The sequence below is a fragment of the Limnohabitans sp. genome (genome assembly GCF_036804465.1).
In the GTDB taxonomy this organism is placed as follows: domain Bacteria; phylum Pseudomonadota; class Gammaproteobacteria; order Burkholderiales; family Burkholderiaceae_C; genus Limnohabitans.
Genome location: NZ_DAIRSK010000003.1, coordinates 85,567 through 106,037, shown reverse-complemented (window position 1 = coordinate 106,037; position 20,471 = coordinate 85,567). Strand labels below are relative to the sequence as shown.

The 20,471-nt window shown below is 56.0% G+C and carries 23 protein-coding genes; 15 read left to right on the top strand and 8 right to left on the bottom strand.

Going from position 1 to position 20,471, the window contains the following annotated elements; all coding sequences use genetic code 11:
* Positions 1-2 precede the first annotated feature (2 nt).
* From V7Q41_RS02565 to xseA, 6 genes are all read right to left on the bottom strand, one after another.
* The gene (locus tag V7Q41_RS02565; protein ID WP_333842388.1) at positions 3-920 is read right to left on the bottom strand and encodes an AAA family ATPase; all 918 of its coding nucleotides are present in this window, start codon (positions 918-920) and stop codon (positions 3-5) included.
* Positions 917-1,708: an FAD binding domain-containing protein gene (locus tag V7Q41_RS02560; protein ID WP_333842386.1), complete on the bottom strand. Its 792-nt coding sequence runs from the start codon at positions 1,706-1,708 to the stop codon at positions 917-919. The genes V7Q41_RS02565 and V7Q41_RS02560 overlap by 4 nt, the downstream gene beginning before the upstream one ends.
* Before the next feature lie 18 nt (positions 1,709-1,726).
* Positions 1,727-4,108 (bottom strand): xanthine dehydrogenase family protein molybdopterin-binding subunit, encoded by a 2,382-nt coding sequence (locus V7Q41_RS02555; RefSeq protein WP_333842384.1) that lies wholly within the window; start codon positions 4,106-4,108, stop codon positions 1,727-1,729.
* A 10-nt stretch (positions 4,109-4,118) separates the two neighbouring features.
* The gene (locus tag V7Q41_RS02550) at positions 4,119-4,586 is read right to left on the bottom strand and encodes a (2Fe-2S)-binding protein (RefSeq protein WP_333842381.1); all 468 of its coding nucleotides are present in this window, start codon (positions 4,584-4,586) and stop codon (positions 4,119-4,121) included.
* Positions 4,587-4,746: 160 nt separating this feature from the next.
* Positions 4,747-5,328, bottom strand: a complete 582-nt coding sequence (locus tag V7Q41_RS02545) for a superoxide dismutase (protein WP_333842379.1) — start codon at positions 5,326-5,328, stop codon at positions 4,747-4,749.
* A gap of 35 nt (positions 5,329-5,363) precedes the next feature.
* Entirely contained in the window at positions 5,364-6,647 is a 1,284-nt protein-coding gene (gene xseA, locus V7Q41_RS02540; protein ID WP_333842376.1) for an exodeoxyribonuclease VII large subunit, read from the bottom strand.
* Positions 6,648-6,899: 252 nt separating this feature from the next.
* On the opposite strand from xseA, the gene V7Q41_RS02535 reads away from it, so the two are divergent.
* The 6 genes from V7Q41_RS02535 (at position 6,900) to adk (ending at position 10,696) form a co-directional block, all read left to right on the top strand.
* Positions 6,900-7,526: a MotA/TolQ/ExbB proton channel family protein gene (locus tag V7Q41_RS02535; protein WP_333842373.1), complete on the top strand. Its 627-nt coding sequence runs from the start codon at positions 6,900-6,902 to the stop codon at positions 7,524-7,526.
* 21 nt (positions 7,527-7,547) lie between these two features.
* Positions 7,548-7,973, top strand: coding sequence for an ExbD/TolR family protein (locus V7Q41_RS02530; protein WP_333842460.1), 426 nt, complete (start codon positions 7,548-7,550; stop codon positions 7,971-7,973).
* A 26-nt stretch (positions 7,974-7,999) separates the two neighbouring features.
* Complete coding sequence (lpxK, locus tag V7Q41_RS02525; protein WP_333842371.1) at positions 8,000-9,052, top strand: tetraacyldisaccharide 4'-kinase; 1,053 nt, start codon at positions 8,000-8,002, stop codon at positions 9,050-9,052.
* Positions 9,033-9,215 (top strand): Trm112 family protein, encoded by a 183-nt coding sequence (locus V7Q41_RS02520; protein WP_333842369.1) that lies wholly within the window; start codon positions 9,033-9,035, stop codon positions 9,213-9,215. Before lpxK ends, V7Q41_RS02520 begins: the two co-directional genes overlap by 20 nt.
* The gene (gene kdsB / locus V7Q41_RS02515; RefSeq protein ID WP_333842367.1) at positions 9,216-9,959 is read left to right on the top strand and encodes a 3-deoxy-manno-octulosonate cytidylyltransferase; all 744 of its coding nucleotides are present in this window, start codon (positions 9,216-9,218) and stop codon (positions 9,957-9,959) included.
* An 80-nt stretch (positions 9,960-10,039) separates the two neighbouring features.
* Entirely contained in the window at positions 10,040-10,696 is a 657-nt protein-coding gene (adk, locus tag V7Q41_RS02510) for an adenylate kinase (RefSeq protein WP_333842365.1), read from the top strand.
* Between the two features lie 50 nt (positions 10,697-10,746).
* On the opposite strand, the gene V7Q41_RS02505 is transcribed toward adk, so the two are convergent.
* Complete coding sequence (locus V7Q41_RS02505; RefSeq protein ID WP_333842363.1) at positions 10,747-11,652, bottom strand: asparaginase; 906 nt, start codon at positions 11,650-11,652, stop codon at positions 10,747-10,749.
* 95 nt (positions 11,653-11,747) lie between these two features.
* Between V7Q41_RS02505 and lexA the strand changes: the two genes are divergently transcribed.
* The 7 genes from lexA (at position 11,748) to V7Q41_RS02470 (ending at position 17,614) form a co-directional block, all read left to right on the top strand.
* Positions 11,748-12,404: a transcriptional repressor LexA gene (gene lexA, locus V7Q41_RS02500; protein ID WP_333842362.1), complete on the top strand. Its 657-nt coding sequence runs from the start codon at positions 11,748-11,750 to the stop codon at positions 12,402-12,404.
* Between the two features lie 14 nt (positions 12,405-12,418).
* Positions 12,419-12,655 (top strand): hypothetical protein, encoded by a 237-nt coding sequence (locus tag V7Q41_RS02495; RefSeq protein ID WP_333842360.1) that lies wholly within the window; start codon positions 12,419-12,421, stop codon positions 12,653-12,655.
* A 28-nt stretch (positions 12,656-12,683) separates the two neighbouring features.
* Entirely contained in the window at positions 12,684-13,691 is a 1,008-nt protein-coding gene (locus V7Q41_RS02490) for a D-2-hydroxyacid dehydrogenase family protein (RefSeq protein WP_333842358.1), read from the top strand.
* A gap of 105 nt (positions 13,692-13,796) precedes the next feature.
* Complete coding sequence (locus tag V7Q41_RS02485; protein WP_333842355.1) at positions 13,797-14,516, top strand: Crp/Fnr family transcriptional regulator; 720 nt, start codon at positions 13,797-13,799, stop codon at positions 14,514-14,516.
* 13 nt (positions 14,517-14,529) lie between these two features.
* Positions 14,530-15,612 carry a phosphotransferase gene (locus V7Q41_RS02480; RefSeq protein WP_333842352.1) on the top strand — a complete coding sequence of 361 codons (1,083 nt, stop codon included), beginning with the start codon at positions 14,530-14,532 and terminating at the stop codon, positions 15,610-15,612.
* A 25-nt stretch (positions 15,613-15,637) separates the two neighbouring features.
* A complete protein-coding gene (locus tag V7Q41_RS02475) occupies positions 15,638-16,900 on the top strand; it encodes an acyl-CoA dehydrogenase family protein (protein ID WP_333842350.1) in 1,263 nt (420 codons plus the stop codon).
* Positions 16,901-16,909: 9 nt separating this feature from the next.
* Complete coding sequence (locus V7Q41_RS02470) at positions 16,910-17,614, top strand: glutathione binding-like protein (RefSeq protein WP_333842348.1); 705 nt, start codon at positions 16,910-16,912, stop codon at positions 17,612-17,614.
* On the opposite strand, the gene V7Q41_RS02465 is transcribed toward V7Q41_RS02470, so the two are convergent.
* Positions 17,611-18,834 (bottom strand): FG-GAP repeat domain-containing protein, encoded by a 1,224-nt coding sequence (locus tag V7Q41_RS02465; RefSeq protein ID WP_333842345.1) that lies wholly within the window; start codon positions 18,832-18,834, stop codon positions 17,611-17,613. The two genes, V7Q41_RS02470 and V7Q41_RS02465, sit on opposite strands and share 4 nt — an antisense overlap.
* Before the next feature lie 105 nt (positions 18,835-18,939).
* Between V7Q41_RS02465 and V7Q41_RS02460 the strand changes: the two genes are divergently transcribed.
* Complete coding sequence (locus V7Q41_RS02460) at positions 18,940-19,500, top strand: hypothetical protein (protein WP_333842342.1); 561 nt, start codon at positions 18,940-18,942, stop codon at positions 19,498-19,500.
* Positions 19,501-19,557: 57 nt separating this feature from the next.
* Positions 19,558-20,454 carry a hypothetical protein gene (locus tag V7Q41_RS02455; protein ID WP_333842339.1) on the top strand — a complete coding sequence of 299 codons (897 nt, stop codon included), beginning with the start codon at positions 19,558-19,560 and terminating at the stop codon, positions 20,452-20,454.
* Positions 20,455-20,471: the final 17 nt, after the last annotated feature.

Here is a 20,471-nt window from a genome sequence, read left to right as displayed (position 1 = left end):
CCTCAGAGGGACGCAAGGTTGACGGCGGCAGGGGCCAGCAGATCGTTGAGCAAGGGGGTGATGGCCGCAATGTCCTCACGCTGCTTGAACAAAATGCCCGCGGTGTCTTGAATCACCTCGGGGTCCAAAGTCAGGGTGTCCAGCGCGACCAAGGCTTTGGCCCACTCGACGCTTTCCGCAATGCCGGGTGCCCTTTGAAACGCGCTGACAAAGGGCTGGCTTCTGAGACGAGCGACAAACTCTGCCACTTGCTCGCTCAGATGGGCACTGGCCTGCGGGACTTGTGATCGAACCACGGCCAGTTCACGCGCACGATCGGGGTAATCCATCCATTGGTAGAGGCAGCGGCGCTTGACCGCATCATTCAAATCGCGCGTGCGGTTACTGGTCAACAAGGTCACTGGCGTGGCATTGGCGGTGATGGTGCCCAGCTCTGGAATGCTGACTTGGTATTCGCCCAAATACTCCAGCAAAAAGGCTTCAAAGGGTTCATCCGCCCGGTCAACTTCATCGATCAACAACAAGGCGCCAGGCGCGTCCGTTTGCAGCGCTTGCAGCAAGGGGCGTTTGACCAAAAACCGGGGCTGGTAGACCTCACGCTCGAGCTCCTCTGGCGAAACATGGGCCGCCGCCGCTCGCATGTGCAGCAGTTGCGCGGTGTAATTCCATTCGTACAAGGCCTCGCGTTGCTCCATGCCGTCATAGCACTGCAAGCGAATCAGCGGACGGTTCAGCACTTTGGCCAGGGCTTTGGCCAACTCGGTCTTACCAACGCCGGGTTCGCCCTCGAGCAAGAGGGGGCGCTCTAAACGCAGGCTCAAAAAAACGGCGGTGATGAGCCGCCGTTCTGCAAAGTAACCCACACTTTCTAAGGCCAGAGCCAATTGATCAATGGAATCAAAGGTCGTCTGAGCGCTCATCCGTTCGCCTGCTGCACTGCTTTTTGGGTCTGCACAGAGATCAGCTGCGCTCGGTAGGCTTTGGAAGCGTGCAAGTCGGCATTGAGGTCTTGGTCATCAATGGCCACCTGCGCTGCAGACTCGGGCGTGAAGTTTTGGCTCAAGGCCGCTTCAAGCCCTGCATGGCGAAACACACCGCTGCCCGCGCCCGTGATGGCAACGCGCGCACCCGCGGGGGTTTGAGCCACAAAAACGCCGACCAAGGAATAGCGCGATGCAGCTTGCTTGAACTTGGCATAAGCCGACTTGGCTGGAATTGGAAAGTGCACAGCGGTGATGATTTCTCCAGCTTCCAAAGCCGTGGCGTACATGCCCAAGAAAAAATCGTCCGCTGCAATCGTGCGCCGGTCGGTGTGGATGGTCGCACCCAAAGCCAACAGTGCACTGGGGTAGCAGGCAGCTGGGTCGTTGTTGGCGACCGAACCGCCCAGTGTGCCCATGGCACGAACCTGTTTGTCACCAATGCCATTGGCTAAGGCGGCTAACCCAGGAATGCTGTGTTGCACCTCGGCGTGATCTGCCACATCTTGGTGACGCGTCATCGCGCCAATGACAATGTGCTGGCCACTCTTTTGGATGCCCGACAAACTGCTGATGGCGGCTAAGTCCACCACGGTTTCGGGTTGCTGAAGGCGTTGCTTCATGGCGGCGATCATGGTCTGACCCCCGGCCAGCAGTTGCCCCCCCGCTTGCACAGCTTTTTGCACATCGGGCAAAGTTGCAGGGCGTTGGTAGTCGAATGCGTACATGAAGGATTCTCCGAAAATTTAGGCCGTGGCTTTGGCCGATTGAATGGCTTGCCAGACGCGGTGAGGCGTTGCGGGCATGTCAAAGTCTCTGACCCCTAGTGGGGCCAAGGCATCCAGCACGGCATTGATCACTGCAGGGGGCGAGCCAATCGCGCCGGCTTCGCCGCATCCTTTGGTCCCTAACGGGTTGGTGGTGCAGGGTGTGCATTCGTGACCGATAACAAAGTCTGGAAAATCATCGGCGCGCGGCATGGTGTAGTCCATGAATGAGCCAGTCAAGAGCTGACCCGTTTCCTTGTCGTAAACACAATGCTCCATCAAGGCCTGACCGATGCCTTGCACCAAGCCGCCATGCACCTGGCCCTCCACGATCATGGGGTTGATGATGGTGCCAAAGTCGTCCACGGCCGTGAATTTGGCGATGGTGGTCAAACCCGTCTGGGGATCGATTTCGACTTCACAAATGTAGGTCCCGGCCGGAAAGGTGAAATTGGTCGGGTCATAAAAAGCGGTTTCGTTCAAGCCTGGCTCGAGCTTGTCGAGCGGGTAGTTGTGGGGAACATAGGCCGTCAGGGCCACCGTGCCAAATGGGATTTTTTTGTCAGTGCCTTTGACGCTGAATTCGCCGTTGGCAAAGTCAATGTCAGCGTCACCCGCTTCCATCAGGTGGGCTGCAATTTTCTTGGCTTTGGCTTCAATTTTGTCCAGGGCGCGCATGATGGCTGCACCGCCCACAGAAATGGAGCGCGAGCCGTAGGTGCCCATGCCAAAGGGCACACGACCCGTGTCGCCGTGGACAATGTCGACATTGTCAACAGGTATGCCCAGCCGCGCCGCCACGACCTGCGCAAACGTTGTTTCGTGTCCTTGGCCGTGGCTGTGCGAGCCCGTGAAAACGGTCACACTGCCTGTGGGGTGGACGCGAACTTCACCGCACTCAAACAAACCAGCGCGGGCACCCAAAGCACCCGCCACGTTGCTGGGCGCTAGTCCGCAAGCTTCGATGTAACTGGAGTAACCGATGCCGCGCAACAAGCCCTTGGCCGCACTGGCCGCTTTGCGCTCGGAAAAACCCGCCACATCGCCAAGCTGGTTGGCATGGTTCATCAAGGCATGAAAATCGCCGGTGTCGTATTGCAGTGCAACCGGTGTTTGGTAGGGGAACTGGGTGATGAAGTTTTTGCTGCGAATGGCGTCTTGGCTCATGCCCAATTCAAAGGCTGCACGCGAGACGATGCGCTCGAGCAAATACGTGGCTTCAGGTCGACCCGCGCCGCGGTAGGCATCGACGGGGGCTGTGTTGGTGAACCAAGCGTCGACCTCCACGTAGACCAGGGGCGTTGCGTATTGGCCTGCCAAAAGCGTGGCGTACAAAATGGTGGGGACGGCGGTGGAAAACGTGGACAAATAAGCGCCCAAATTGGCGTCAGTGTGCACGCGCAAGGCCAAAAATTTGCCATCTTTGTCCAAGGCCAATTCGGCATGACTGGCATGGTCACGGCCGTGGGCGTCGCTTAAAAAAGCCTCAGAGCGGTCGCAAGTCCATTTGATGTTGCGGTTGAGTTTTTTGGATGCCCAAGTCAGGCACACATCTTCGGCGTAGAGGTAAATCTTGGCGCCAAAACCACCCCCCACATCTGGCGCAATCACGCGTACTTTGTGTTCGGGCAATCCCAGAACAAACGCGGTCATGAGCAGGCGTTCCACATGGGGGTTTTGATTCGATACATACAGCGTGTATTCGTCGCTGGCGCGGTTGTAGCTGCCGATCGCAGCGCGTGGCTCCATGGGGTTAGGCGCCAAACGGTTGTTGATCAAGTCGAGCTTGGTGATGTGGGCAGCACCGACGAAGGCCGCATCAACAGCGGCTTTTTCGCCAATCGCCCATTTGTAGCAATGGTTGTCGGGTGCCTCACCGTGCAAGGCCGTGGCGTTACGAGCTTCGCGCACATCCACCACAGCGGGCAAAACGTCGTATTCCACGCCCACCAATTCAGCAGCGTTCTTGGCTTGTTCCAATGTTTCTGCCACCACCATGGCCACATGGTCGCCCACATAGCGCACTTTGCCATTGGCCAAGATGGGGTGCGGTGGCTCCTTCATGGGTTGGCCGCTGGTGTCGGTGATCAACCAGCCGCAAGGCAAGCCATTGATCTTGGCATCCACCACGTCAGCACCATCCAAAATGGCCACCACACCGGGCGCAGCCAAGGCGCTCGCCTTGTCAATTCGCAAGATGTTGGCATGGGCATGGGGAGAGCGCACAAACACGGCGTGCGTCATGTTCTCTAGGCGAATGTCGTCGGTGTAGTTGCCCGCACCCGTGAGGAAGCGGTAGTCTTCCTTGCGGCGCAAGGCCTCGCCAATGTGGGGAAGTTTGGAAAAATCAGATGCACCCATGATCCACTCCTTAAGCTTTCATGGCTGCAGCACCATGCTGCACAGCCTTGATGATGTTTTGATAGCCCGTGCAACGGCATAGATTGCCTTCAAGCAAGGCGCGAATCTCAATCGCGCTGGCGTTGGGGTGGTTGTTGCAAATATCCACCGCACTCATGACCATGCCAGGCGTGCAAAAGCCGCACTGCAGGCCATGACATTCTTTGAAAGACGCTTGCATGGGATGCATGGTGCCATCGGCTTGCGCCATGCCTTCAATGGTGGTGACCTGTGCACCTTGGGCTTGTGCCAAGAGCATGTTGCACGACTTCACTGCACGTCCATTGACATGCACTGTGCATGCCCCGCATTGGGCGGTGTCGCATCCCACATGGGTGCCTGTGAGTTTGAGTTGCTCACGCAATGCTTGAACCAGCAATGTGTTGGGCGGGGCCTCCACCGTGACGTTTTTTCCATTGACTTGCATTTGAACCTGCATGCATGACTCCTCTGTTAAATATCGAAATAGTGGATCATGAGAGTCCAAGGCCTTCACTTGGTGATTTCCCCAGTCGGGTCAACAACTTGGCGATGGGTATAAAAAAAGCCGCCTCAAAAGGCGGCTTTGTCGTTTCAACGCGCCAGGCGCGAGCACTGGTTTAGGCGAAGTTGCTTTCAGCAAATGACCAGTTCACCAGTTGGTCGAAGAAGGTTTCAACGAACTTAGGGCGCATGTTGCGGTAGTCGATGTAGTAGGCGTGTTCCCAAACGTCCACAGTCAACAAAGCAGTGTCACCCGTGGTCAATGGCGTGCCAGCAGCGCCCATGTTGACGATGTCCACCGAGCCGTCCGCCTTTTTGACCAACCAAGTCCAACCTGAGCCGAAGTTACCCACAGCGCTTTTGACAAAAGCCTCTTTGAACGCGGCGTAGCTGCCAAATTTGGCGTTGATGGCTGCGGCCAATGCGCCTGTGGGTTCACCGCCACCGTGAGGCTTCATGCAGTTCCAAAAGAAGGTGTGGTTCCAAATCTGAGCCGAGTTGTTGTAGATGCCACCGCTGGACTTCTTGATGATGTCTTCTAAGGCCATGCCTTCAAACTCGGTCCCTTTTTGCAGGTTGTTCAAGTTCACCACATACGCGTTGTGGTGCTTGCCGTGGTGAAACTCCAGAGTTTCTTGGCTGTAGTGAGGGGCCAATGCGTCGATGGCATAAGGCAGTGCGGGGAGCGTGTGTTCCATGAAGTCCTCTTGTGAAAAAAATGTGATTGTAAAAACTAAATGCGTCGTTTGGCCGCGACGCTCAAATCAACCACGCCATCGGCAAGGGTTGCTTGAAGCGCTTGGCCTTGGGAAGTCTGCGCCACAGATGTGACAGCTTGACCATCGAGGTCGCTGAGCCAGGCGAAACCTCGTTGCAACACAAGTTGAGGGTCGAGCAGCTCAAGGCGTAATGCGGCGCGTTGCAGACGTTCACGGGCGGTGACGGGGGTTTGCAGCGCACCACGGGAGAGGCCGCTGGCCAGGGTGGCCAGCACGTTGTGGCAACCTTGGCTGCGCATACGTACCGCTTGGCTGAGGCTTTGTTGAAAACGCAAGAGTCGAATTTTTTCGGCGCTCAGAACTTCTGACGGACGGCCCAAGCGCGCTTGAACACGGTCTAGGCGTTGCGCTTGGGTGTCGAGTTGACGATGGGAAAGGGTTTGCATCGCGCCGCCCCACATCTGCAGGTGGGCCATCAGCTCTGCTTGCGGCAGCGCACACATTTCAGCGGCGGCGGTGGGTGTGGGGGCTCGCAGGTCGGCACAAAAGTCGGCCATGGTGAAGTCGGTTTCGTGGCCTACGCCACTGATGATCGGCACGGGGCTGCTGACAATGACTCGGGCCAAGTTTTCATCATTGAAGGCCCACAGGTCTTCCATCGAGCCGCCACCGCGCACCAACAAGATGACGTCGATGCCGGGCTGCTGTCCTAGCTGTTGCAGCGCTTGTGCCAAGTTGGCAGGCGCGTCTGGCCCTTGCACCAACGACGGGGCCAGCACCACGGGAATGTGCGGCACACGTCGCTGCAATGCGGTGGCAACGTCATGCAAAGCAGCGGCACCAAGAGAGGTCACCACGCCGATGCCACGCGGCATGGTTTTGACGGGGCGTTTGCGTTCAGCGTCAAACAAGCCCTCAGCTTCTAGCTTGGCTTTGAGTTTTAAAAACTGTTCAAACCACGCGCCCTGCCCCGCGCGACGCATGTTTTCAACCACCAATTGAAGCTCGCCTCGCGGTTGGTAGACACCCAAACGCCCACGAATTTCGACCAATTCCCCGTCCACAGGCCGAAAGTCGAGCATTTGCGCGGCACGCTTGAACATGGCGCATCGCAACTGCCCTCTTTCATCCTTGAGGGTGAAGTAACAATGACCGCTGGCCGCCAGCGTGAAGCCTGAAATCTCGCCTCGGACCGCGACTGGATTAAATCGGCTGTCCAAGACCTCAGCAACGGCGAGGCACAGAGCACCAACTGCCCATACACGGGGCATCAAACCTAGTGATTCTTGGGCCGGCATGCAAGACTCATCCACAAAATAATTGAATGTTTATTTTTCATTTGCAAATCAACAAAATCACCAATCTTCGTAGCAAGTCATTGATTTTAAAGGGATTTTTATCGCTCATTTTTGAGTCAATTTGATGAATCCGCCCATTTAAGCGGCTTCGGCGGCCATACGCTGATGCTTATCCCCAAAGTTATCCACAGTTCATGTGGATGAGAGGGTGGGCCATAATCACCCCACACACAATATTCTGGAGTGTTGGCTTTGTTCACCATCATACAAGCGGCTGGTTGGCCGATTTGGCCCCTTTTGATCTGCTCCATTGTGGCTTTGGCCTTGATCATTGAGCGCATGATGAGCCTGCGCCGGCATTTGGTCGCACCGGAGGGTTTGCTGGAACAAGCGATGCAAGCCTCGCGCGACAACTTACCTTCACAAGAAGCCACGCAGCAATTGCAGGATCACTCCGTCTTGGGTCGCATCTTGGCGGGTGGCTTACTCGCCATGACCGCTGAGCCACTCATCAGTGCAGAGGATTTGCGCTCGAGCATGGAGTCTGCTGGCCGAAAGGCTGCCCATGATTTGGAACGGTATTTGGTGGCTTTGGCCACGATCGCTTCCGCAGCCCCTTTGCTGGGTTTATTGGGCACGGTCATTGGCATGATTGAAATCTTTGGCTCGCAAGCCCCAGGCACCAGCAACCCTGTGCAATTGGCGCAAGGCATATCGATTGCGCTCTACAACACAGCGTTTGGTTTGATCGTGGCGATTCCGGCCCTGATGTTTTGGCGCTACTTGCGCGGCCGCGTGGATGCGTATGTGCTGGGTTTGGAGTTAGACGCTGAGCGCTTTGTGCGCCATTTGCTCGCGATGCGCGCACGTTTGAAATAACAGGCGTGCCACCTCATGGTTATGAAATTTCATCGCGACAAGAGCCCCGAGCCGGAAATCAACCTGATTCCTTTCATTGACATTTTGTTGGTGGTGGTGATCTTTTTGATGCTCTCCACCACTTACAGCAAGTTCACTGAGCTGCAACTCAACTTGCCCGTGGCTGATGCACCGGCGCCCAAAGAACACCCGCGCGAGGTGATTGTGGCCATCAGCAGCGAAGGCCAATTCAGTGTGAACCGCAACGTGGTGCAGACGCGAGATGTGCAGGGCTTGAGCCAAGCGCTGGCCAGAGCCACGCAGAGTATTGACAGCCCCATGATCATCATCAGTGCCGACGCTCAGGCCAGCCACCAATCGGTGATGATGGTGATGGAAGCGGCCCGCCGCAATGGCTTGAACCAACTCACCTTCGCAGCACAGTCGCCAAGCGGAAAAGTCGACTGACTCGCATGAGTGGCATGCGCACAGCAATGAGCCGCGCGTTGATCCGTGCATGGAATGGCCAAGGCGGGTGGGGCCAAACGCTTGCCTTTGTTTTACTGCCCTTGAGTTGGCTGTTTGCTGGCCTGGTCATGATCCGCCGCGCCCTCTATCAAAACGGTTTTTACCGCCAACACATGCTGCCCGTACCCGTGATTGTGGTGGGCAATGTGATGGTGGGGGGCGTGGGCAAAACGCCCATCACCATGGCCTTGGTGAACCACTTGAAAACACGAGGCCTCAGCGTGGGCGTGTTGTCCCGCGGCTACGGCCGCATGACCAACAGCACCGTGGCTGTGTCCCCATCCAGCCAATCACACAACGTGGGCGATGAGCCCTTGCTGATAGCCCGAAGCTGCCGGGTGCCGGTGTTTGTTGGCAACAACCGTGTGGATGCAGGCCGAGCACTGCTTGCCCTGCACCCCGATGTGCAAGTGCTGGTGTGTGACGACGGCTTGCAGCATTGGCCACTCGCACGCGACCTTGAGTTGTGTGTGTTTGACGAACGCGGCGTGGGCAATGGCCTCATGCTTCCAGCTGGCCCTCTCAGGGAGGCCTGGCCTCGCAAACCTTGGCCGCACGCTTCATCGGGCAAGGACGTGCCGTGCTGGGTGTTGAACACGGGGGGGCAAACTGGCGCCAACGAGCTGGCCGTGCAACGCCAACTGGCCGACTACGCCCTACAAGCAGATGGCACGCAACGCGCGCTCAGCAGTTGGGGTCAAACGCCCGTGCAAGCCTTGGCTGGCATTGCCAAACCTGATCAGTTTTTTGCCATGCTGCGGGATCAAGGCTTGAACCTCTGCCACACCATGGCCTTGGCAGACCACGCGGATTTAGCAACAATCAGCATCGACACATCTTTAGGCGATGTGTTGTGCACCGAAAAAGACGCTGTCAAGCTCTGGGCACATCACCCACACGCGTGGTCTGTGCCCCTGCAAACCACGTTACCGACCGATCTGCTGTCTGCCATCGATATGCATCTGGCAGCGGCTCAACACGCCAAGTTATCATCACCCCATGGACACCAAACTGCTTGAACTCTTGGTCTGCCCTGTGACCAAAGGCCCACTGGAATTGAAACGCGACACACAAGAGCTGGTCTCTCGCAGCGCACGCTTGGCATACCCCATTCGCGACGGCATTGCGGTGTTGCTAGAAAACGAAGCCCGCCCCCTGAGTGACGCCGAACTGGAAACGTGAATGTCGTTTTGCGTTCTTATTCCAGCGCGCATGGCGTCGTCGCGCTTGCCCGAAAAGCCACTGGCCGACATTGCTGGTTTGCCCATGGTGGTGCGCGTGGCGCAACGCGCCAAGCTGTCTGCCGCTTCACGCGTTGTGGTGGCCGCAGACGATGCGCGCATCGTGGCCGCCTGCCAAGCGCATGGCATTGATGCGCTGCTGACCCGCACCGACCACCCCTCTGGCAGTGACCGCTTGGCCCAAGCCTGTGACTTGCTGGACCTTCAAGACAGTGACATGGTGGTGAATGTGCAAGGCGACGAACCCCTGATTGACCCCGCATCGATTGACGCCGCAGCCAAGCTGCTGCAAAACCGGATCGATTGCAGCATGAGCACGCTGGCCCACCCCATCGACAACGTCGAAGACTTTACCAATCCGAATGTGGTCAAAGTGGTGCTCGATGCTCACAACACGGCGATGTATTTCAGCCGTGCGCCCATCTCCTGGTGGCGTGATGGCGGCATCACTGCCTTGCCCAAGCCTGCACCCCTGCGCCATGTGGGCTTGTATGGCTACCGCGTAGGTTTTTTGCGTGAGTTCCCCCACTTGGCGCAAGCGCCCATGGAGTTGACCGAGTCGCTTGAACAGCTGCGCGCCTTGTGGCATGGCCACCGCATTGCCGTGCACGTCACAGCCCACTCACCCGGCCCCGGCGTGGACACACCTGAAGATTTGGCCAAGGTCAGAGCCCTATTGCGCTAGTCCACGTCCGCTTTTTTTGGCGAGCCCGTGATATCCTTGCATAAGTAATAAAACGTATAAATAATGAAGAAGGAACAAGCATGAGACTGATTTTGTTGGGCGCCCCCGGTGCTGGAAAAGGCACACAAGCCACCTTCATTTGCCAAAAGTACGGCATTCCCCAAATCTCCACCGGCGACATGTTGCGTGCTGCGGTGAAAGCTGGTACCCAACTAGGCATTGAAGCCAAAAAAGTCATGGATGCTGGTGGCTTGGTGAGTGACGAGCTCATCATCAATTTGGTCAAAGAGCGCATCACCGAGTCCGATTGCGCCAACGGTTTTTTGTTTGACGGTTTCCCACGCACCATTCCACAAGCCGATGCCATGAAAGCAGCAGGTGTCAAACTGGACTATGTGTTGGAAATCGATGTGCCTTTTGATGCCATCATCGAGCGCATGAGCGGTCGACGCTCACACCCTGCTTCTGGCCGCACTTACCACGTCAAGTTCAACCCACCCAAAGTGGAAGGCAAAGACGACGAAACTGGCGAACCCTTGGTGCAACGTGCCGACGACCATGAAGAAACCGTCAAGAAACGTTTGGACGTTTACAGCGCCCAAACCCGCCCCTTGGTCGACTACTACTCTGGTTGGGCCAAAGCCGACGCGGCTGCGGCACCTAAGTACCGCGCCATCAGCGGCACAGGCTCTGTCGAGGAAATCAAAGAACGCGCTTTCCAAGCCCTCTCGGCTTGAGCCTGCTTGCACTGTTTTGCCCAACAGCCGCTCTGATGAGCGGCTTTTTTTTAGGTCGACTGCGCCATCAAATGCAGCTGCAAAGCCACCCGGGCTTGCACTGCCGTCAATGAGCCCGCATGCGGCAACACATCCGCCACACGTGACTGCACGCCACCCTGCGCACAACGCGAGGCACGCAACACAAAGACACCCTGCTTGTGCGCGTCCAACAACGCAGCCTCTAATTGATGATGCAAAGTGCCGTTGCCTGTGCCTGCCACCACCCAGCCTTGGGGGGCATCGTGCGCCATCAAGCTGCGCACGTGGCGGCCATCCGCGCCAACGTGGTTGAACACAAGCTCAACGCGCGGCCACTGCTGACAAACCAAGACCTTGGCAACACTGGGCACCGCCAGATGAGCGGGATGCACGACATTGACTTGTGAAGTGAATGGGTTGCGTTGGTGGCTGTGGCTTTTTTGTATGCCAAGCCCTGCATGCACATGGCTGGCACACACCACCGCCACGCCTGTGGCGTCAGGCTGTTGCACCCAAGCCAAAGCATCTTTGAGATTGCCTGGCCCGTCACTGTCGCGCGCATTGGCGGGCAACATGGCGCAAGTCAGGGCAACTGGTTTGATGGGCTGCAACACCGTTTGCAAAAAATACGCCGTTTCTTCCAGCGTGTCTGTGCCGTGGGTGATGACCACGCCTTGCACATCCTCATGCGCCAACCAATGCGCCACTCTGCCCAGCAGGTTTTGCCAAATGGCAAACGACATGTCTTTGCTGTCGATTTGGGCCACTTGTTCGCTCAGCAGTTCAACGCCTTCAAAAGCCTGACCTTGCAGCAAATCAGCCACCCCCACTTGTGCTGCTGAATAGTGATGCGGCCTTGCGGCATCAGAGGCCAAGCCCGCAATCGTGCCACCTGTGGCTAAAACAACGATTTTTTTAGTTTTTTTTGCATTCATAGCTTGCCAAACTTAAAAAGCTGGTTAAAAATACAGTTACTGGATATGCAAACAGTTGCAATCCCCAACACTCACATTGTGCAGGAGTCAGACTGATGATTGAAATGCCAAAACTCACCGCCCGTCAGCAGCAGATTCTGGAGCTCATCCAGTCTGCCATTGCCAACACCGGCTCGCCCCCTACCCGTGCTGAGATTGCGGCAGAGCTTGGCTTCAAGTCAGCCAATGCCGCAGAGGAACACTTGCAAGCCTTGGCTCGCAAAGGTACTATCGAGTTAGTCAGCGGCACCTCGCGCGGCATTCGCCTCAAAGGCGGCAATCCACGCAACCAACAAGAAGGCATGTTCAGCACCTCGCCTTTGGGCTTCTCATTGCCGCTGGTGGGACGTGTGGCAGCAGGCTCGCCCATCTTGGCCCAAGAACATGTTGACCAAACTTTTTTTGTGGAAAGCAGCTTGTTCCAACGCAAGCCCGACTATCTGCTGCGTGTGCGCGGTATGTCCATGCGCGACGCCGGCATCATGGACGGCGACTTGCTGGCAGTGCAGTCCACCCGCGACGCCAAAAATGGCCAAATCGTGGTGGCCCGCTTGGGCGAAGACGTGACCGTCAAGCGTTTTCGCAAAACTGCCAGCCACATCGAGCTGCTCGCCGAAAACCCCGACTTCAAAACCATCGTGGTCGAACCCGGTGAGCCCTTTGAAATTGAGGGTCTGGCCGTCGGCCTGATCCGTAACACCATGATGATGTAAAGAAAGAAACGACCATGAGCCTCGCACTTTTTGGCGCCTATCGCCTCATAAATCCTCTGCAAAACCTGGCCCGCAGCTTCATGCCCGCCCAAGCCTTGCAAAGCGCCCGACGACCCTTGCCCTTACGCGTGGCACGCGTGATGGAAGACCAACACAACCGCAGCAACGCAGGCCGCATGGTGATCTCTGGCCGCATGGCCGATGTGTGCGCCGAACTTGACCGTCTCGCCGAGCTTGAAAACCGTCACTGAGCGTCATTTCACAAGGCACAATTGGGGGATGAATATTGTCATCCTCGACGACTACCAAGATGTCGTACGCAAACTCAATTGCGCCTCCAAATTAGAAGCTTTTCCCGCCAAGGTCTACACCAACACCATCAAAGGTGTTGGGCAGTTATCCGTCAGGCTCAAAGATGCTGAAGTTCTGGTGCTCATTCGTGAGCGCACGCAACTTTCTAAGCAGTTGCTAGAAAAGCTACCCAAACTCAAGCTCATCTCACAAACGGGCAAAGTTGGCAGTCATATTGATGTGGCCGCCTGCACCGAACGTGGCATTGCAGTGGCCGAAGGTTTTGGTTCTCCAGTAGCCCCCGCAGAGTTGACATGGGCCTTGATCATGGCCGCCATGCGCCGCCTGCCCCAATACATCAGCAATCTCAAGCATGGTGCATGGCAACAGTCAGGGCTCAAAGCCGGCTCTATGCCCACCAACTTTGGTTTAGGTCAAGTCTTGCGCGGCAAAACACTGGGCATTTGGGGTTATGGCAAAACGGGTGAGTTGTTGGCAGGCTACGGCAAAGCGTTTGGCATGCGGGTCATGATATGGGGCAGCGATGCCTCGCGTGAACGCGCAGCGAAAGATGGATTAACCGTAGCCAGTTCACGTGAAGCGTTCTTTGAGGAATCTGACGTACTCACTTTGCACCTGCGCTTGGTGGATGCAACACGTGGCATCGTCAAACAAGCCGACTTGGCCCGCATGAAACCCACATCTCTGTTGGTGAACACCTCAAGAGCCGAACTGATCGAACCAGATGCACTCATCACAGGCCTCAACCGTGGTCGCCCAGGCATGGCGGCAATTGATGTCTTTGAAAGCGAACCCATCATGCAAGGCCACGCACTGCTGCGTCTAGAGAACTGCATCTGCACCCCCCACCTCGGCTATGTGGAGCAAGACAGCTACGAGCTGTATTTTGGAACTGCCTTTGACAATGTGGTGAACTTCATCAAGGGCACCCCCACCCACATCGTCAACCCCGGCGCCTTGCAGGTGCGCCGCTGACATTCAATTTCAATCCAACCAAGATTCTTCCCACGCGCGAGACCCTATTTCAATAGGTCTCGCGTGTGACAAACTTTCAATTTCAGGTCACCCAAAAGACAGGCTATGGACGATCCAATTCTTAACATCGAAGAACGCGAGGCCATCAACGCAGGACGTTGGTTTTCTTCCCTCTCACCTTCACTACGACACGACATTCTTCGATGCGCTTACGTCAAACGATGCAAAGACAGCGACTTGATCGCCGCACGCGGCGACCCAGCCGAGGAGTGGATGGCGTGTGCGCGTGGCGCGGTGCGTGTGAGCTCCACCTCGCTGTCGGGCAAACAAATCACCTTCACTTATGTGGAGCCGGGCATTTGGTTTGGCGATGTGGCGATTCTGGACGGAGACCGCCGCACGCACGATGTGTACGCGCATGGCGAGACCACCATTTTGTGTGTGGCCAAAGCCGACTTCCAAAAAATTCTCAGCCAGCATGTGGAATTTTACGAAGCCATGTTGCGCTTGCAAGCACGCCGCATTCGCCAGTTGTTTGGTTTGGTAGAAGACCTCAACACCCTGCCCTTGCGTTCGCGCTTGGCCAAGCAACTGCTGCACTTGGCGCGCAGCTATGGCGTACCTTGCTTGAACAATGGTCAAGAAATTCGCATTGGTTTGCATTTGGCACAGGAAGAGTTGGCGCAACTCTTAGGCGCCTCACGCCAACGTGTGAACCAAGAACTCAAATCCATGGAGCGCGAACAAGCCATCCGCATCGAACAAGGCGGTTTGGTGATTCGCAACCGCAACGCCTTGCTGCAGATCAGCGAAGCCGACCACTGACAGGACCCTCCGCATGAGCCGGGACGACACATCCACATCCCAGCCCATGCAAACGTCGCACAGCGTGGACACAGCGGCGCTTTGCACATGGTTGCACGCCAACTTGCCCGGCTTTGAAGGCCCCATCTCGCTGGTGCCCTTCAAAGGCGGACAGTCCAACCCCACTTACCAACTCATCACGCCAGGGCGCAGCTTTGTGCTTCGCACCAAGCCCGGCCCAGTGGCCAAACTACTGCCCTCGGCCCACGCGATTGAGCGCGAGTTCAAGGTGATGCAAGGTCTTCAAGGCACCGATGTGCCAGTGCCACACATGCATGTGCTGTGCGAAGACGAGTCCATCATCGGACGCGCTTTTTACGTGATGGCGTTTGTGCAAGGTCGTGTGCTGTGGGACCAAACCCTGCCGGGCATGACCCACACCGAACGTGGTGCGATTTACGATGAAATGAACCGCGTCATGGCGGCACTTCACACGGTGAAATTTGCCGAACGCGGGCTGGAAAGCTATGGTCGCCCCGGCAATTATTTTGAACGACAAATTGGTCGCTGGAGCAAACAATACCTGGCCTCGGTCACGCAGCCCATTGCCGAGATGGACCAGCTCATGGCGTGGCTGCCGGCCAACATGCCTGCAAGCGCACTGGATGCCAGCCAGGTGAGCATCGTGCACGGCGACTACCGCCTTGACAACCTCATGTTTCACCCCACGGAGCCCCGTGTGTTGGCCGTGCTCGATTGGGAGCTCTCCACCCTCGGGCACCCGCTGGCTGACTTCAGCTATCACTGTATGGGCTGGCATATTCCGCCCGGTACCTTCCGTGGCATTGGCGGCGTTGACATTGCCGCCCTTGGCATTCCCAGCGAGAGCGACAACATCCACCGCTATTGCGACCGCACAGGCTTAGCCACCCCAGCCGATCTGAAAGCAGACTGGAACTTTTACCTCGCCTACAACATGTTCCGCATGGCGGCCATTTTGCAAGGCATAGCCAAACGCGTAGAAGCCGGAACAGCATCCAGCGACGAGGCCAAAGCCAACGGCGCGGCAGCGCGCCCGATGGCCAAGCTGGCCTGGCAATTTGCGCAACAGGCCTAAAACAAAACAACAAGGAAAACATCCCATGAATTTTGATTACAGCGACAAAGTCAAAGACCTGCAAACACGCTTGCTTGCCTTCATGGACACGTACATCTACCCCAATGAAACGCGCTTCTTTGAAGAGATTGCAGCCAACCGCGCCAAGGGCAACGCATGGGTTCCCACAGCGCTGGTGGAAGAACTCAAGCCCAAGGCCCGCGCCGCTGGTTTGTGGAATTTGTTCATCCCTCACAGCCCACGGGTGCCCGATGGCTTGAGCAATCTGGAATACGCGCCCTTGTGCGAAATCATGGGTCGCGTGTCCTTTGCTGCCGAGGTGTTCAATTCCTCCGCCCCCGACACAGGCAACATGGAGACCTTTGAGCGCTACGCCAGCGAAGCCCTGAAAGTGCAATGGCTGGAGCCTTTGCTGCGGGGCGATATTCGCTCTGCGTTTTTGATGACCGAGCCCGCGGTGGCTTCGTCAGACGCCACCAACATCCAATGCAGCATCGTGCGCGAGGGCAACACGTACGTCATCAACGGCACCAAGTGGTGGAGCTCTGGTGCGGGCGACCCACGCTGCGCGGTGTACATCGTGATGGGCAAGACAGACCCCAACGCGCCCAAGCATGCCCAGCAAAGCATGGTGGTCGTGCCAGCCAACACCCCAGGCGTGAAAGTGATTCGCCCCTTGAGCGTGTTTGGCTATGACGATGCGCCCCATGGCCACATGGAAGTCACCCTCACGAATGTGCGTGTGCCAGTTGAAAACCTGCTGCTGGGTGAAGGCCGAGGCTTTGAGATTGCCCAAGGCCGCTTAGGCCCAGGCCGCATCCACCATTGCATGCGCTCGATTGGTGCAGCAGAACGCGCGCTTGAGCTGATGTGCCAGCGCCTCAACAGCCGAGTGGCCTTTGGCAAGCCCTTGTCAGCCCAAGGCGTGTGGCATGAGCGCATTGCCAACGCCCGCATCATGATTGAGCAAGCCCGTTTGCTCACCCTCAAAGCCGCCTACATGATGGACACCGTGGGCAACAAGGACGCACGTGCAGAGATTGCCATGATCAAGGTGATTGCACCCAACATGGCCAGCCAAGTGATCGACTGGGCCATCCAAGCCCATGGTGCAGCGGGCATATCGGATGACTTTCCGCTTGCTTATGCTTATTGCACCCAACGCTGGTTGCGCTTGGCCGATGGCCCTGACGAAGTGCATCGCCAATCCATTGCTAAACTCGAGCTGGCAAAGCACATCGCTGCCGCCTCTCAAGACATCGAAATGCCCATCACCCGAGGCAGTTAAGGAATACCAATGATTGACGTTTATTCATGGGCCACGCCCAACGGCCACAAAGTGCACATCATGCTCGAGGAGTGTGGCTTGCGATTAGGCCGTGACTGGCTGGCACACCCCATCAACATTGGCAAAGGTGACCAGTTCACACCTGAATTTTTGAAGATCAGCCCCAACAACAAAATCCCAGCTCTTGTGGATCCGCATGGGCCGGACGGCAAACCCATCAACGTGTTTGAGTCGGGCGCGATTTTGTTGTACCTCGCCTCGAAGACGGGCAAGTTCTTGCCCAAGAGCGACCGCGCCAAGTTTGACGTGCTGCAATGGCTGATGTTTCAAATGGGTGGCGTGGGCCCCATGCTGGGTCAGGCACACCACTTTCGCATCTATGCGCCAGAGAAGGTGGAATATGCCTACAACCGCTACACCAACGAAGCCAAACGTTTGTACGGCGTGATGGACAGGCAACTGCAATCAACCAAGTTCATCGCAGGCAGCAGCTACAGCATCGCCGACATTGCCATCTTCCCGTGGCTACGCAGCTGGCAAAACCAGGGAATTGATTGGGCCGACTACCCTCACCTCAAAGCGTGGTTTGATTTGATTGCCGCTCGTCCCGCTGTTCAGCGCGGGGTTCAGGTGTTGGCTGATTTGCGCAAGCCTTTGTACGACAACCAGGCCAAAGAGGTGTTGTTTGGCGCAGCTCAGTACGAAAAACGTTAAGGTGTGACGCTGAAAGCACAGCGCGTTTCACTTGAAAAGCACGCTGCATCAAAAGCAACAAAAGCGCCTTGACGGTTCGGCTTCATTTGCGACACATAGCCACCCAACGGTGAATAAGGATTGGCTGGCAAGGCCAATTCTGTGCCGTTCATGTTGATCAGGTTCAGTTGAGATGCGGGTTGGTTTCTTGCTGGCAGCTCATAGCGTAAGACGCTCATGCTGGTGGCAGAAGCAGCGCTCTCCAATGGCACATTTTTGGTCAACACATACAAGTACGTCTCTGTTTCTATCACGTCGTACAACTGTGCGCTGATGCCATTGGACAAGCGACTCTCAAACACATTCGAGACGCCTGTTGAATGATTCAAATAGTAAAAACCTGAGCCATTGTTTTTCAGATAGACCATCGTGGTGTTCAATACAGCACCACTGCCACCAATGACCAAATCAGGTTTGGCATTGGTTCTGGGCAATAAAAATACTTTGCGATGTGACGTGGGGAAGGTATTGACGCCATCTGAACTGGGAATTCGGCTGGTATCTTTGCTCAAGCTCGCAGCACCCAAGCCCCGGCCATCGTTCATCAAAGCAATGGCCTGTCCATTGTCAGAAACGACCAAATCCACATCGCCATCGCCATCGATATCACCGGCCGTCGCCCCCCAAGCCTGCTGCAGAGTAAAGCTCGTTTCTTGTCGCACATAAGTCGATGCATTGGCTTGGCTCATGAAGAGCACTTGCTTAAAAGCCCCAGCGCTGGCGCCACCACACACCACATACACGTCGGGTTTGCCATCACCATTCAAATCGGCTGTGATCGCTTGAACCACGGTGGTACAGACAGATCTGTCTGACAGCAAGGAGGCGCTGGCATCTTCCCAAACACCGTTTGCATTTTTCTTTAAAAAGTATGCCTTGGCACTGCCACCAGACTGACTCACGGCCACGAAAGCCGCATAGCTTCCTTCTTGAAAAAAATCACCAAAGGTGAGTGACTCTGCCACAGAGCTGCCAGACGGCGACGTTGTCGTGATGTTGGGAATTTGGGGCACATCCAAGGCAATGCTGTTTTTATTGGCATAGGAAGTCAAAGCGACGCCCAAGGGCGCAAGCTTTTCCGCCTTGTCACCACCCGCAGATCCACCGCCCCCACCACCACCACATCCCAAAAGACTGGCGAGCAAAAGCAGTTCAAGTAGAAAAACTTTATTTTTTTTCATGTTGCCCCTTTGATCGACCTGATTGAGCTTTACTTGATACCTACCTCTAGGCTTACAAAACAAACTGATAAAGTTGACCTTGTTGTAACCGATTGGTAGCTCGTCATGTTTAAAAAGTTTTTTCTGTTGACCTGCCTGCTCTTGAGTGTTTGGACAGGCGTGCTTGCGCAAGACAAACCCGCTGCATCACGCGCCTTACTGGCCCGACCGCCGCAGTCAGGGACTGAACCCATGCTGCTGCTGGGCCCGAAAAATCGTCCTTACACAGAGATCTTGGTTCACACCACCAAGCTGGACTACTTCGATTGCAAGGGCATCGTTGCGCCGTGGTTTCGCGAGCTTGTGGTGGCTGAGATGAACTACTTTGCCGAATTGGTCGACCTGCCTTTCGTCAAAGGCGATGCTTGCGTGGTGAGCATTGGCACCGACAAAAGCCTGACGCCCGGGCGCATCAACATTCATCTGTACGTGAATGAGCAACGTCTGAACGCCTGTGTGCGCAATGAGCAATGCCCCGTGTTTCGCAGCATCAGCTTGATTCCCAAAGACACCGTGTTGTATCGGTCTTACTTTTTGTCAGACATGTCTCGTAAGCTGATTTCGCAGCAATGCGTGACCGACAAAGGCAAGCTGCACACCGACACCACCTGTTACACCGTTCAGTAAAGCCTTTTTGCCTCTCGGTGCTAAAGCCCCACCTTGAAAAGCCGATCTTGTAGGGATATGCGTTTTTCTATTTCCACATTCTTTGCGTTCACGCTTGTTCTGACAAACCTATTTGGCGCGTCAGCGTGGGCCAGCGACCCTCCCAAAAAGGCAGAAGTCAAAGAGGAGCCCAAAATCATCTATGTGGAAGAGGCTGGAGAACTAGGTCGCCGTGGCAACGTGTACAAGCGAGTGGCCAAACCTAAGTTTGAGGAACCCGAGCCTGTCGCCAAAGCACCGTTTCCTGCGCCTCCAGAGCCGCCTAAGAAGGAAGACTCTGGAAAAAAAGACGATGCTAAAAAGGAAGAGAAGAAGGACGACGGTCATAGCGCCGAGCCCAAGAAAGACGAAAAGAAAAAAGACGACGGCCACGGCGGTGGCCATGGCAAAGAAGCTAAAAAGTCACAAGCCCCTGCTTACAGCGCCGTGTACGACTCGGCTGTGATCAAGCTCGATGTCAACCACCGCCCCTTCACGCCTGTGGCATTCACCAATGCGTACGCCGACTACTTTGTCTGTCACAAGACCATCACAGCCAAGTACCGCGACACCGTGCTGGCCGAGATGAACACATTTGCTGACCGCATGGGCCTTCCCCGCGCCCAAGACATGCCCTGCATGATCAAAGTGGCCAAAGCGAATACAAAATTTCCAGGGTCTCTCTACATTGAGTTTTATGTGGATGACAAGGCAGAAAAGGCATGCATCAAGATGGGCGAATGCGGCGCCACACGCTTGATGATGCTGCACCCCAAAGACAAGACGGGCAAAAAGAGCCAAGAGCTCTACCGATCCTATGTGCTGACGGATGAGAAGAAGTTTCGCCGCGCCAACTTTTGTGTGAGCCCTGCAGGCCAGTTGTTGGGCGAAAAGCACTGCTATGTGGTGTTGAACCCGGATTGGTTGTTCAACTGAGCAGCGGCTTGAAAAAA